This window comes from Saccharomonospora sp. (assembly GCF_027317685.1).
In the GTDB taxonomy this organism is placed as follows: domain Bacteria; phylum Actinomycetota; class Actinomycetes; order Mycobacteriales; family Pseudonocardiaceae; genus Saccharomonospora.
This window is the reverse complement of sequence record NZ_DAHVQP010000005.1, coordinates 16,870-31,212: the sequence shown is the minus strand read 5'-3', so window position 1 is coordinate 31,212 and position 14,343 is coordinate 16,870. Positions and strand designations below refer to the sequence as shown.

Sequence of the window (14,343 nt, the reverse complement as noted above, 5' to 3'; positions counted from 1 at the left end):
GGTTCCCCGGGATCCGCGACAGTCCTGTTCCACTGTGGAAGTTCCGCGCGACGGTGTCGGGCGGCCTCGCGAAGCGAACGGGCCCAGCCGAGGAAGGACTGTCCGTGCCGGGGCAGAGCGGGCACGCAGATCCGGCCGTCCTCGACGGTCGCGCTCTCGTACGCGCGGTGTATGTCGTCCATCAACAACCGCAGGGACACCCCGTCGACGACCAGGTGATGTGCGACGAGGATCAGCCTGCCGGGTGTCGCCGGACCGGCGTCCAGCCACACCGCACGCACCAGCGGCCCCGCCCACAGGTTCAGTCCGTCCCGAGCGGTACGCAGGCAGGAGTCGGCGAGTTCGCTGATGTCGTCGGTCTCCGACACTCGCACGTGCGTCAGCACCTGCTCGGCGGTGACCGTTCCCGCCGGGGGGATGCGCAGCACCGGCTCACCACCCTCGTCGGGCGTGGCCAGCCGGGCTCGCAATACGTCGTGTCGGTCCAGTACGGCGTCGAACACGGCGTGCCAGACCGACGAATCGCCACCCCGCGGAACGCAGATCTGCATCCACTGACAGAAGTCGTCGGCGGGCACTCCCGCGGCCTTACAACGTCGAAGCAGGTCACGCATGACCGGCGTCAGCGGGGCGTCGCCGACGGCCGGTGCGATCTCCGTGTTATCGGCGTCGTCGAGCCGGACACACCGCGCCGCGATACCGGCGACGGTGCCCCCGTCGAACACGTCCCGGGGGGCCAGGCGCCATCCGTGCCTACGGGATCGGGACACGAGCTGCAGCGACACGATGCTGTCCCCACCGACGTCGAGGAAGCCGTCGTCGAGGTTGATCTCGTCCGTGCCGAGCACCTCACGCACGAGGCCGAGCAACACCGCCTCGGCCGGGGTCACCGGTTCCCGCGCCGGGGTGACAGTGCCACTGCTGGGCGCGGGTAGGGCGGCCTGGTCGAGCTTGCCACTCGGGCTGAGCGGCAGCCGGTCGAGCACCACCAACGCCGAGGGCACCAGGTGGTCGGGCAACTCGGCGCCGAGGTCCTCACGCACACGGTCGGTGTCGAGCTCGACCCCCACCTTCGGGATGACATAGCCCACCAACCGACGTTCGCCGGGCCTGTCTTCGCGTACGACCACGGCGGCCGCGCGGATGTCCGGACGACGGGTCAAGGCGGACTCGATCTCTCCCAGCTCGATCCGGAAACCACGGATCTTCACCTGGCGGTCCGCCCTGCCGAGAAACACCAGTTGCCCGTCGGGTCGCCAATGGACCAGATCACCGGTGCGGTACATCCGCTCCCCCGGCGCGCCGAACGGGTCGGCGACGAACGCCTGCGCCGTCAATCCAGGACGGCCGAGATAGCCGCGCGCCAGTTTCGGTCCCGCGAGGTACAGCTCCCCGGGCACACCGACCCCCACCGGGGACAGTCCCTCGTCCAGCACGTAGGCCCGCACGTTGGGGTCGGGCCGCCCGATCGGCAGCGGGCCGGGGTCGTCGGGGTCGTACCGCCAGGTCACCGAGTTGATCGTGACCTCGGTGGGGCCGTAGGCGTTGAACAGGGCCCGGCGATCACCCCAGCGTCGGGCCAGTTCCGGATCGAGCCGTTCGGCACCGACGACGAAGAACACGTCCTCGCCCACCGTGCAGTCGTCGGGCACGGCGGCCAGAAACGACGGCAGCAGGTTCACTCCCGTCACCCGGTGCTCGGCGACGTAGTCGAACAACTCGTCGCCGGGCACCCGCACCTCCTCCGGAGCGATGACGAGCGTCCCACCGGACAGCAGCGGCACCATCGTCTGCCAGAACGCGACGTCGAAACTGGTCGAGGCGAAGTGCAGGTAGCGGTCCTTCTCGGTGACTCCGACGACCTCTTCCTGGAGGGCGATCAGGTCGGGCAGGCCCCGATGGGTCACCGCGACCCCCTTCGGCCGCCCGGTGGTGCCGGAGGTGTAGATGACGTAGGCCAGGGAGTCCTCGGTGATCCTCGTCCGCGCGTGCGCGGGATCGTGGTCCCACTCCGCCGGGCCGTCCACCCCGTCGGTGGGCGTCTCGTCGCAGCGCACCACCGGGATCGTCTTCGCCGTGGGCAGCTCTCCTCCGAGTTCGGCCCAGGTCCGGCCGGTCGTCACGATCGCGGCCGGAGCCGCGTCGTCCACCATGTATGCCAGGCGTTCGCGGGGGTAGTTCGCGTCCAGCGGCACGTACACCGCACCGGCCTTGAGCACGGCGAACAGGGCCACCACCATCTCGACATCCCGGCCGAGCAGGACCGCGACCGGGTCCTGCGGCCGGACCCCGCCGGCGAGCAAGGCGTGTGCGAGCCGGTTCGCCCACCGGTCGAGTTCGAGGTACGTCAGGCTCCGCTCACGACACACCACTGCTTCGGCATCGGGCTGCCGATCCACCCATGCCGCGAACTCCTCCAGGACGCCTCGACGCGGGTGAGCGGGAACGGCCTCGGTGCCGACTCGCAGCAACCACTGCCGTTCCTCGGCATCGAGCATCGGCAACCGGGCCACGGGACACCATGGGTCGGCGACGATCTCCCTCAGCAGGGTGTGCAACCAGCGGGCGTAGTCGCGTACCGTCGCCTCGTCGAACACCCGCGGCTGGTAGCCGAGGCCGATGACGATTTCGTCCTCGGGGATCACCACGACCGTGAGCGGGTAGTGGGTGGCGTCGACGATGTCCACGCCCGTGAGTTCGAGCCCCGGTGCCAGCGGGGTGCTTCCCCGGCTCGACAGGGGGAAGTTCTCCATCACGAACATCGTGTCGAACAGTTCCCCGACCCCGACGGCCCGTTGGATGTCGGGGAGTCCGATGTGGTGGTGCTCGGTGAGCGCCACCGACTCGGCGTGCACCCGCGCGAGGAGATCTTGCGCGGGTTCGGCCGGGGTGGTTCGGACGCGGACGGGGATCGTATTGCCGAGCTGCCCGATCATCGACTCGATCCCCTCGACCTCGGCGGGCCGGCCCGAGACGGGGGAACCGAAGAGCACGTCCCGCCGTCGGGTGAGCCGGCCGAGAAGCAGACCCCACGCGGTCTGCAGGACCGTGTTCAGGGTGAGCCCGTGTTCCCGGGCGAACTCTCGCAATCGATGGCTGAACTCCGCACCGAGCGGGAGCGACACGCGACCGGGTCGCTCGACGTGGGTGTGCGCGGTGGACGGCGCGAGCCGAGTTCCCTCGTCGACTCCCGCCAACGCCTCCTTCCACGCGGCGAGCCCGGCCTGCCGATCGCGCTCGGACAACCATCGGTAGTACTCGGCGGGCGAAGGCGTCGCGGGAACCGCGGGGCCTCCACCCAGCTCGGCGTAGATCGCCAACAGGGTACGGCCGACGAGGGGCATCGACCACCCGTCCAGCAGCGCGTGGTGGTTGGTGATGACGAGTCGGTGCTCGGCCTCGCCGAGAACGCACATCAGGAAGCGGATCAGCGGTGGCTCGCCGGGATCGAACGGTCGTTCCTGTTCCGTGCGCGCATGCGTGTCGAACGCGCTTTCCCGCTCGTCGGGCGCGAACGCCGTCAGGTCGATCTCACGCCAGTCCAGCTCGACGTCGGCGGGCATCACTTGGACGACCTCGCCCGCCGACGTCGTGGCCAGATACATCCGCAGCGCGGGATGGCGCCGCAGCAGTTCCTCGGCGGCGGCGGCCAGCCTCCGCGGGTCCAGCTCACCCGCCAACGACATGATGGCCTGTACGACGTAGACGTCGGCCTCGTCGTCGCCACGCACGAGGGTGTGGAAGGACAGCCCTGTCTGCAGAGCCGTCGCGGGCAGGACGTCGGCGATGCGGTGGCGGGTTTCCAGTTCGTCGATGGTTTCCTGGTCCAGCGACACCAACGGCAGGTCGGAGGGGGTCAGTCCGCCCCCGTCGGGGCCGATCCGCGCCGCGTGTGCCGCCAGCGCGTCCAACGCCGCCGCCCACGCGTGCTGCAGGTCCTCGACCACGTCGGCGCCCAACACCTCCCGGGCGGCGGTCCATTCCACCGCGACGCGCGAAGCTCCCTCCTCGTGCACGAAGCAGTTGAGTGCCAACACCTGTTCCAATGCCTTGGTGTCGGGATCGAGCACCGAGAACGCGTCCCGTTCCGGAAGCCGCCAGCCCGTGCCGTCCAAAGGAGCGAACCGCCCGAGGTAATTCAGCAGGACCTCGGGAGCGGGGGTGTCCGACAGTTCATCGCGCGTCTCGGGGTCCAGGTACCGGAGTACGCCGTAACCGATGCCGCCGTCGGGAACGGCGCGTTTGGCCTCCTTGGCCGCGCGCAGCAGTCGTCCCGCCGCTTCGCCACCCGCCAGCGCGTCGAGCAGGTCGGCTTCCTCCCCCACCGCGCCGACGGGAACGCGCACCGGGTATTCGCTGGTGAACCAGCCGATCGTGCGGGACAGGTCGATGCCGGGTTCGAGCTGTTCGCGACCGTGGCCTTCCATCGTGATCGTCACGGCCTCGCCGGTCGGTGTGTTCCGGTCCCGGCGCCACGAACGCAGCGCCAGCACCAGCGCGGCCAGCAGCACCTCGTCGACGTTCATGCGGTACGCCATGGGCAGGGTGTCCAACACCGCTTTGCTGACCATGGCCGTGGCGATCGTGGTGGACCGCTCGGCCGTCGCGGCGGTGTCCCGAGCCGGATCCAACGCCCGACAGCTCAAAGGACGGTGGTCGGGGTCGAGAGCCTGCCGCCAGAAATCCAACTCGGGTCGCCGGGCTCCTGTCGTGCCCTGTTCGTCCAGCAGTAGCGCGTACCGCCGCCACGATGTCCCTGCGGGACCGAGTTCGACGGGACGGCCGTGGCCCGCGGCCTCGCATGCCGCTTGCAGGTCCGGCAACAGCACCCGCCAGGACACACCGTCGACGACGAGGTGATGTGCGACCACGACGAGCCGATCCGGCGCGTCGGGTCTGGTGCGCAGCAGCGCGATCCGCAGGAGGTCACCGGCGAGCGGGTCCAGGGTCGCGGCCAGGTTCTGCGCCAACGTGGCTACTTGGCCCTCCACGTCGTCGTCGGTGGCGTGCGTCTCGCTGACCAACGCGGTCGCCGATACCGCTCCGGACTCCCGCACCACCGGTTCGACCGAGCCGTCCGGGGCCTTCGTGAGGATCAGCCTCAGCGCATCGTGCCGTTCCAGAACACTGTGGACTCCGGACACCAACTGGGTGAGGGCGAGGTCGGGTTCCACGGACACCGCGGTCCATTGCACGTAACCGGCGATGTCCCGCACGTTCGGGTTGGGGTCGAGCAGGCCTCGCACGATCGGCGTCGCGGGGACCGGACCGGTCGGTTCGTCCGCCGGTGTGAGCGCATCCCGCCCTGTCTCGGTGAGGGCTGTGGCGAGCGAGGCGAAGCTGCGCCGTGCGAGCAGGTCCCGTGGCCGGAGTTCGAATCCCCTGCTCCGTAGCCGGCTGCTCACACCGATGGCGGTGATGCTGTCGCCGCCAAGGGAGAAGAAGTCGTCGTCGACACCGACCTCGTCCAGCCCGAACACCTCGGCGACGGCGCCGCAGAGCTGCCGTTCCCGCTCGGTGGTCGCGGGCCTGCCCCCGCCCGCCGGACGTGGTGCGGGAAGCGCGGCGCGGTCGAGTTTGCCGTTGACCGTGAGTGGCAGCTCGTCCAGGATCACCACGGCGGCGGGCACCAGGTGGTCGGGTACCCGCTCGGCGAGCGTGGTCCGGATCGACTCCGGAGTCGGTGTCGGGGCCCCTGCCGCGGGAACGACGTAGCCGACCAACCGGGTCAGTTCCCCTTCGTCGCGGACGACGGCGGCGGCCGCGCTCACATCCTCCAACGCGCCTAACGCCGCCTCGACCTCGCCGAGTTCCACCCTGTGGCCACGGATCTTGACCTGGCCGTCGCTACGGCCGAGATATTCGAGCCCCCGCCCCGGCACCCAGCGCGCCAAGTCCCCGGTGCGATACATCCGTTGCCCGCCGCCCGCGAACGGGTCGGCGACGAACGCCTGCGCCGTCGCCGCCGACTGGTTCACATACCCCCGCGCCAGCTGGGGGCCGGCCAGATACAGTTCGCCCACGGTCCCGTGGGGTACGGGTTGCAACGCGTTGTCCAGCAGGTAGACGCGGGTACCGGCCAGAGGCAGGCCGATCGTGGGTTCTCCGTCGTCGACCCGCGCGGTAGCACTGTCCACTGTGGCTTCCGTGGGGCCGTACATGTTGCGGGCGAGCACACCGGAGTCGGCGATCCGTCGCCACAATGCCCGCGGTAGCGCCTCACCACCCAGGATCAGCAGTGTGGGGCGGTGCCCCGTGTCGAGCAGTCCCGCGTCGAGCAGCGGAGCCGCCATCGACGGCGTGGTGTCCACGACGTCGATGGCATCGGTGGCGCAGGCGGACAGGAACGCCTGGGCGTCCCGGAACACCTCAACGTCGTAGATGTGGAGCTCGTGGCCGCACAGCAACCAGATCACCTGGTCGATCGCGGAGTCGAAGGCGAACGAGTACGTGTGCGCCACTCGCAAGGGCCTTCCGGCGGCGCGTTCGGCCTCCGCCACGATCGTCGCCCGATGATGGTGCAGCAACGCGGCCAGCCCACCGGAACGTACCAGGACGCCCTTCGGGCGACCGGTCGAACCCGAGGTGTAGAGGATGTAGGCGAGATGCTCGGCCCGGCGGGGAGCGGCCAGTTCCTCGGAGGTCAGTGGCCCGGCCGGTAGCTCCGCCAATTCGGTGAGTGTGTCGGACGCATCGAGTGGAAGCCGGGGCACGCTACCTCCCGGCTGAGGGCCCGTCTCGTGGGTCAACACCAGGCAGGCCCCGGCATCCTCAACGAGCTCGCGCAGCCGTTCCGGCGGATGCTCGGTGTCCAACGGTAGGAACGCCGCTCCCGCGTCCAGCACGGCGAGCAACGCGACGACGATGTCAAAGGAGCGGGGCAGGGCCAACGCGACGACGTCCTCCGGGCCGATCCCCCGTGCTCGAAGGGCGCGGGCGAGCCGGTGCACCCGTGCCGCGAGTTCACCGAACGAAAGGCTCCGCCCGGCATGGACCAACGCCGTTTCGTCCGGGTGACGCGCCGCGAGCTCGTTCACCACGTCCGGCACGGTCTTCGGCCGTCCGGGCACCGCGGAGATCCCCCATTCGTCGAGCAACCTTCGCCGACGTTCGGACGCGACCAATTCCACCTGTCCCACCTTGGGCTCGTCGGGAGAGGTCAGCGTCGTGAGCATGGTGCGCAGCACCGACAGCTTGTGATCGACGGCTTCCTGGTCATGGGTGCGCGCGTCGACCTCGAAGCCGAGCAACAGTCCACCGTCCTGGGTCGGCAGCACACTCAACCCCATGTCCTCGGGAGGTCCACCCGCGACGTTGCGCAGCACACCAACCGAGCCGGCGAAGTCCAGCGACAGGTCGAACGCCTTGAGGTTGACCCCGGATCCGTGCAGCAGCGCGCCCGCGCCGGGCACGGCCAGGTCCTGCGGCAGATTCTCGCCGCGATAACGCTGATGGGTGCGCATCTCGCGCATGGCCTTGGCGATCCGCCTGCCCACGTCGCCGAGTCGGTCATCGCCCCGCACGATCACCCGCAACGGCAGCACGTTGACCGCCATCGAGGGGGTACGTAGCTCGGCCGAGTTGGTCCGGCACATCAGCGGTAGGGCGAAGACCACGTCCGTCCGCCCCTGCAGACGATGCAGGAATGCGGCATAGCAGGCGATGAGTGCCTCTCCCCAGCTGAGCTTCTCGCGCTTGGCGGCGGCCTGGAGTCGCGCGGTGTCCTCGGCCGAGACGACGGCTCGTGCGGTGAGTGTGTCCTTCGGCGGGCCGTCCGCCGAGTCGGCCCAGCCGGTGAGTTCGGGAAGGGGTGTGAGCCGATCCCGCCAGTACGCACGGTCGCGTTCGAACTGTTCACTGGCGAGGTAGTCCTGATCCGACCGGACCACGTCCGCGAACCGGCCGAACGGCGAAGCGGCCACCTCGGTGCCCTCCACCGAAGCGGTGTAGTGGGCGGCGGTCCGACGCGCCAGCATCGCCGCGCTGTAACCGTCGAAGATCAGATGATGGCCGAGCTGGGTGTACCAGACCTCGGTGTCGGACAGGCGAATGATGGTCTGCGTGTACAGCCTGCGGTCGACCATGCCTCGGCAGGCTTCCGCGGTGCGGAGGCGCTCCCGGTCCACGAGTTCATTCGCTGCCGCGACCGGGTCGGCCTCCGCACTGACGTCGACGATCTCGGGCAACGGTGTGGGTTCGTCACTGATCACCTGGCGCGGACCGGAAGGCGTGTCGAAGACGCGCAGTCGCATCGTCTCCGCCTCGTCGACCGTGGCTCGCATGGCCTCGGCGAGCAGCCGCGTGTCCACGGGGCGGTTCCCGGAGATCTCGACCACGTCACCGACCAGGTAGTAGCGGGAGTCCGGTTCCAGCTGTTGGGCGTTCCAGATACCCAGCTGGGCACTGGTCAGCTCCAAGACCGTGTCAGCCGAGGTCGACGTCGTGTGGGAGTGGCTGTGGACAGTGCTCAACTCTCGCTCCTGAACTCGCGGAGACCTGAAGCAATTTAGCTGAGGCTAACCTAACTTCAATAGGGTCACAAGGACGACAAGCCCACAGTGAGATCAAATCGTCGGCACGACCATGGGAGTGCCGGTCACCGGATCGGGCACCACGACACTCGGCAGATCGAACACTTCCTTGAGCAGTGAGCTGTCGACGATGTCGGCGGCCGCCCCCTCCGCCACGATCCGCCCCTCCTTCACCGCGACGAGATGGTCGGCGAATCGGCAGGCCTGGTTGATGTCGTGCAGCACCGCGATGACGGTGCGCCCCTCATCCCGCAACCGGGCGAACAGTGCGAGGAGGCGATACTGGTGCGTGATATCCAAAAAGGACGTCGGTTCGTCGAGAAGCAGATACGGTGTTCGTTGGGCGAGCACCATGGCCACCCACGCTCGTTGCCGTTGCCCTCCGGACAATTCCTGCACCGGCCGGTCAGCCAGGTCGGTGATGCCCGCGGTGTCCATCGCCTCGGCGACCGCCTGTTCGTCCTCCTCCGACCACATCGACAACAGCGACTGGTGCGGAAAACGTCCCCGCCCCACGAGCTGACGAACCCTGATCCCCTCCGGAGCCATCGGCTCCTGCGGCAGAAACGCCAACGAACGGGCCAACACCTTCGACGAATAGGAGTGGACCTCCTTCTCGTCGAACGTCACGGACCCGACCGCGGGTTGCAGCAACCGGACGAACGCGCGCAACAACGTCGACTTCCCACAGGCGTTCGGCCCCACGATGGCGGTGAAGGCCCCATCCGGAATGTCCAAACTCAGCCGCGTCGACACCACCCGATCGCCGTAGCGCAACGTGAGTTCCTGTGCTCGCAAGCGTGCGGTCACGCTCGCTTCACCTCCTGAGTCAGCAACCAGATGAGATAGCACCCACCGATGGCGGTACTCACCACTCCCACCGGCAGCGAGACGGGCGCCAACAACATCTGGGCGACCAGATCCGCGGCCTGCAACAACACCGCCCCGGTCAGCGCGGCCGGAACGAGCGGAATCCCCGGAGCCTTCGCCAGTCGACGTCCGATCTGCGGCGCGGCCAAAGCGATGAAAGCGATCGGCCCGGCCACGGCCGTCACCGTGGCCGTACAACCGACGCCCACCACCACCAGCAACATCCGTAATCGATCGAGGCGCACCCCCGTGGTCACCGCGACGGCATCCCCCAACGCGGCCTGGTGCATGGCGTGGTTCTGAGAGGCCATGAGCGCCAACAACACGGCGATGACCGTGAACGGGACCGCCAGATCCTCCCAGCCGACCCCGTTCAGCGATCCCGAACTCCATCCCACGGCGGCGATCGCGACCTCCAGTTCCGCGCGGAGCACGATCCACGAGTTCAGCGCGGTCACCATCGCGTTCACGGCGATACCGATCACGACAAGCCGCAGTCCGGACAGTCCACCGGCGCTCGACAACACGTAGATGATCAATGCCACCAGCAGTCCGCCCGCCACCGAGCTCACGGCCAGTTGAGCCGCCGTGCCCGACAACACGACCAGCGCGAACAAGGCACCGGTGTAGGCACCCGCATCGAGCCCGATCACGTCGGGACTTCCCATGGGGTTTCGGGTGAGGTTCTGGAAGATGGCCCCGGCCACCCCCAGTGCCGCACCGAAGACCATCCCGGCGAGTACCCGCGGCAATCGCCACTCACGGATCACGAACGCGGAGTCACCGGATCCGAGCAACGCGGCGAACACGTCCGCCGGGCTGGACCACACCATCCCGAAACACAGCCCGAGCAGGGCCAAACCGGCCATCATCGCGACCAGAGTCGAAGCCACCACGAGGGTTCGGCGTTCAACCCGGACGGACCTGCCCCCACCACGCCATACGACGGCGCTCACCGCATACTCCCGGCCACCACGGTTGTCATAGCGAACCCGCCCCGTACCGCCGGACCACCCAGATCAGCATCGGGCCGCCGACGAACGCGGTCACGATCGCGACCGGCACCTCACCGGTCGGCAACAGGACACGAGCGATCGTGTCCGACACCAACAGCAGAATCGGACCGGCGACCATCGAATAGGCCACCAGCCAGGGTACTGATCCCGTGACCATGCGGCGCAACAAGTGCGGCACGATCAATCCCACGAACAAGATCGGACCGGCGACCGCGGTCGCCGCCCCGGCCAGCACAGTGATCAGCACCAGTGTGGTGGTGCGGACCTGTTTCACGTTCGCGCCCAACGTATGCGCCACGTTGTCCCCGAGTGCGACCACGTTGAGCGCGTAACTCACCACCAGGGCGCCGAGCAGAGCGAGTCCGATCGCCACCATCGGCACCAGCAAGGGAGCCTGCTCACGACCGGCCAGCGAACCGACCGACCAGTACCGATACTGGTCGAAGACGTCCGGCAGCATCAGCCGCATCCCCAACGCGACGCCCGACAGCACCGCGCTCACCGCGACACCGGCCAGTACCAGGCGCAACGGCGAGCTCCGCCCCACCGAGTACACGAGCACGGTCGTCAGCACGGCACCGACCACGGCGACGCCGAGCTCCGCTATCGCCGAGACGGCCACGCCCAACCCCGAACCCACGGTCAACGCGAAACCGGCCCCTGCGGTGACACCCAGGATGCCGGGTTCGGCGAGCGGATTCCGTGACAGGGTCTGGATCAGTGCACCCGCCACCGCCAGAGCGGCACCGACACCCATGCCGAGCAACGCGCGCGGAACCCGGACCTCCCGGACGATCAGGTGATCGTCGGTCCCCTGGAAATCCACCAGCGCGCGCACGACTTCCGCGGGCGCGATCGGGTGGGCGCCGACGCCGATACTCACGACGGCCACCACCCCCAGCACGACCAACCCCACGGCCAGGGCCACGGCGCGCCTGAGCGCCACGGCCCCGGTCACGGGGTCTCGCTGCGTGATCGTCACTGTTCCAGCAGCGGCGCGAAACTCTCGTCCAGCGCCTCCAGAGCCTTCAAGGCTTGGCCGTAGGTCGCGGCGTCCGTGTAACGGATGGGGTAGGTCTGTCCCGCCTCGACCGCCGGCAGGTTCTTCCACAGATCACTGTTCAGCACGTACTCGACGGGCTCCGGAACCGATCCGTCGGCTTCCACCGTGTAGGTGATGGCATCGGCCTCGGCGAACAGAGTCGGTAGTTCCTCGATGGAGGGATACTCGCTCACATCCCGGGAGCCACCGCCCTTCTCCTTGACCTCACCGTAGTAGTCCGCGCCGATGTCGTTGGCGACGTTGGTGCCCCACGAGCCGTTAAACTCGCGCTGGAAGTTGCCCTTACCGACTTCGCCGTACGCACCGACGTGGGCGAGCCGGAGATCCGGAAGAACGTCCTGGTACTTCTCCTTGAGTTCGGCGGCCTTCTCCTCGTACCGGGTCTTGGCCTCGTTGAAACCTTCGAGCGCCCCCGCCGCGTCGGCCTGTTTCTGGGAGAGCTCCCGCCATGCCGAGGGAACAGTCGGTCCTATCGCGACCACCGGGGCGATCTGCTCCAGCCGGTCCATGTCGATGTCCTTCAGGACGGGGGCCGGCACCCCGACGACGATCAAGTCGGGCTGCACGTTGGCGATAGCCTCGTAGTTGGTCTCGGCCGCCAGTTCACCGGCCACCTTCGGCAGCTCCTCGTAGATGGCCAGGTCCTCGGGGTCCATCATCGGCTCGCCACGTTGCCAGCTGGAGATCCCCACCAGCGGCGCATCCGCCTCGATCAGGGCCGGGACGGCGTAACCGGTGGCGACCACACGTTGTGGGTCAGCGGGGATGGTGATCTCACCGTTGTCGGCCTGGAACACTCGGGTCTCACCCTGTGCCGACGCTTCGTCGCCGCTCGACGCGCACGCGGTGGTGGTCGCGACGAGCGCGCACATAGCCGCCGCGATCAAGCCTTTCGTCAGGCGAAATGAACTGTAGGAAGGCATCCGTGTTCCTCACAATGCTGGCGGTCGCCCGAGCACACCCGGACGCTCAGGTTAGGCTTACCTTACTGAGATCGGGTGGCGGGCGACAGCACTCCTGATGTGACGCGCAGCACGAAAGAGCTCATCACTCAGTGCCTGTCGTGATCATGATCGTCGAAGTCCGCGATCCCACGCTTCCAGTACCCCGTGATGTCGTAGTCGCACCTGTCAAGCCGCAACTCGTTCCGAACCCACCGACGCAACGGCTTGAGCACCCCCGCCTCACCGGCGATCCAGACGAAGACCCGCTCGTTCTCCGGCCAGGAAAGCGAACGCACCGCGTGTTCGAGGACATCGCTCGTCCCCGGTGGACAGTCACCACGGTGCAACCACCGCACTTCGATGTCCTCGGGCGCGGACAACGGGATCTGCTCGGAGGCATCGGCCACCTCGATGAAGGCCCAGCCGGCCGCCGTTCGGGGCAGGACCTCGAGCCAACGCGCGATAGCGGGAAGCGCGGTGATGTCTCCGGCGAGCAGGTACCGGTCGTAGTTGTCGGGCACGATGAGACCACCGGGTGGCCCCGCCACATGCACGATCTCACCGGGTTCGACGGTTCGCGCCCATTCCGACGCCAGCCCACCGTCGTGGATCACGAAGTCGAGGTCGATCTCGTTGGCGACCGGGTCGTAGCCGCGCACGGTGTATTCCCGTGTCGTCGGAGACGGACGGGGCCACCGCAACATCTGCCCGTTCGGTTCGGGCAGACGCAGAGTCCCATCGGCGTCGGGAAAAATCAGTTTGACGTGTTCGTCAGGACTGTGTGCCTCGAATCCGGCCAGATCGGGTCCGCCCAGAGTCACCCGAACCAGTCCCGCGCTGAGCCTGTGTGTACGGACCACCTCCGCCTTGCGGATGTGGATCGGGTAAGGCACCTTCTCGGAGCTCGTGCCGGCCTTGACCTCCGCGATGCGAGCCAGGTGGCGATGCCTGTGGTCCACACGAGTCATGAGTCCTCCCCCGCTGTGTTCCTCGCCGATGTCGTGGCCTCGCCCGCTCCGGTGAGCACGGCGATCCAGTGAGAGAGTTCCGCACGCTCGGCCAGGTCGGGGAACTCCACCTGAGAAGCCCCGGCGGAGCGCCACCGCTCGACCAGCATCATCATGCGGACCGAGTCGATACCGAGGTCGAAGAGGTTGTCGTCCGGTGCGATGTCCGCCGGGTCGCACCCCACCAGCTCCGCGACGTCCGCGCGGATCCGCTCGGGGGACAACACGGTCTCGGGATTGCTCATCGAATCACTCCTGTGTGGATCGGCTCCGACAACGCGGACAACGCGTCGGCTGTGGTGACGACGACTCCGCAGCGCTGCGCCACGTACGCGCAGGCCTGGTCGTGGTGCTCTCGGGAGAAGTCGGCGACCGCATCGGACACCAGGAACGGCCGGATGTCCAGCATGAAGGCCTCCACCGCGGTCGCCTGACAACCGATGTGGGCGTACACACCGGTGATCACCAATTGGTCGCGGCCCTGCGCGGCGAGCTGTTCGGCGAACGTGCTGCGTTGGAACGCGCTGTAGCGCCACTTGACCAACATCGTGTCACCCGGTTCGGGGGCCAGCCCCGGGACGATGTCGGCCGCCTCCGGATCGGTGTCGATGACCGCGCCGATGCCGTCGCCCCAGAACTCGGTCAGCAGTCCGCGCTCGTCGGGAGCCTGACGGCCGGGCTGGGCCGTGTAGAACACCGGGGCCCCACGGTCCCGGAAGGCCGTGGCCAGGTCGGCGATGTTGCCGACCACCTCGGGAATCGGATCCCCCTGGTATGACGCGAGGAAATAACGCTGCATGTCGTGGACGAGCAGCGCGGCCCGATCCGGATCGAGCCGCCAGTCCACTCGCTCCGCCGGGCGCTCGGCCGCCGTGGGTAGCGAATAGGGCTGGATCTTGGGTAAGGACATGT

General features: G+C 68.2%; 8 protein-coding genes. All 8 read right to left on the bottom strand.

Annotated features, from left to right (window positions below; translation table 11 throughout):
* On the bottom strand, nucleotides 1–8,471 hold an 8,471-nt coding region (locus tag M7H19_RS00450; RefSeq protein WP_298175682.1), incomplete at its 3' end, for a non-ribosomal peptide synthetase.
* Between the two features lie 93 nt (nucleotides 8,472–8,564).
* On the bottom strand, nucleotides 8,565–9,341 hold the full coding sequence (locus M7H19_RS00445) for an ABC transporter ATP-binding protein (RefSeq protein ID WP_298175680.1): 777 nt from the start codon (nucleotides 9,339–9,341) through the stop codon (nucleotides 8,565–8,567).
* Entirely contained in the window at nucleotides 9,338–10,357 is a 1,020-nt protein-coding gene (locus M7H19_RS00440) for an iron chelate uptake ABC transporter family permease subunit (RefSeq protein WP_298175678.1), read from the bottom strand. The genes M7H19_RS00445 and M7H19_RS00440 overlap by 4 nt, the downstream gene beginning before the upstream one ends.
* 25 nt (nucleotides 10,358–10,382) lie before the next feature.
* The gene (locus M7H19_RS00435) at nucleotides 10,383–11,375 is read right to left on the bottom strand and encodes an iron chelate uptake ABC transporter family permease subunit (protein ID WP_298175676.1); all 993 of its coding nucleotides are present in this window, start codon (nucleotides 11,373–11,375) and stop codon (nucleotides 10,383–10,385) included.
* Between the two features lie 20 nt (nucleotides 11,376–11,395).
* A complete protein-coding gene (locus M7H19_RS00430; protein ID WP_298175674.1) occupies nucleotides 11,396–12,403 on the bottom strand; it encodes an ABC transporter substrate-binding protein in 1,008 nt (335 codons plus the stop codon).
* A gap of 128 nt (nucleotides 12,404–12,531) precedes the next feature.
* Nucleotides 12,532–13,392 carry a siderophore-interacting protein gene (locus M7H19_RS00425; protein ID WP_298175672.1) on the bottom strand — a complete coding sequence of 287 codons (861 nt, stop codon included), beginning with the start codon at nucleotides 13,390–13,392 and terminating at the stop codon, nucleotides 12,532–12,534.
* Nucleotides 13,389–13,676 carry a phosphopantetheine-binding protein gene (locus M7H19_RS00420; RefSeq protein ID WP_298175670.1) on the bottom strand — a complete coding sequence of 96 codons (288 nt, stop codon included), beginning with the start codon at nucleotides 13,674–13,676 and terminating at the stop codon, nucleotides 13,389–13,391. The genes M7H19_RS00425 and M7H19_RS00420 overlap by 4 nt, the downstream gene beginning before the upstream one ends.
* The gene (locus M7H19_RS00415; protein WP_298175668.1) at nucleotides 13,673–14,341 is read right to left on the bottom strand and encodes an isochorismatase family protein; all 669 of its coding nucleotides are present in this window, start codon (nucleotides 14,339–14,341) and stop codon (nucleotides 13,673–13,675) included. The genes M7H19_RS00420 and M7H19_RS00415 overlap by 4 nt, the downstream gene beginning before the upstream one ends.
* Between the last annotated feature and the right edge of the window lie 2 nt (nucleotides 14,342–14,343).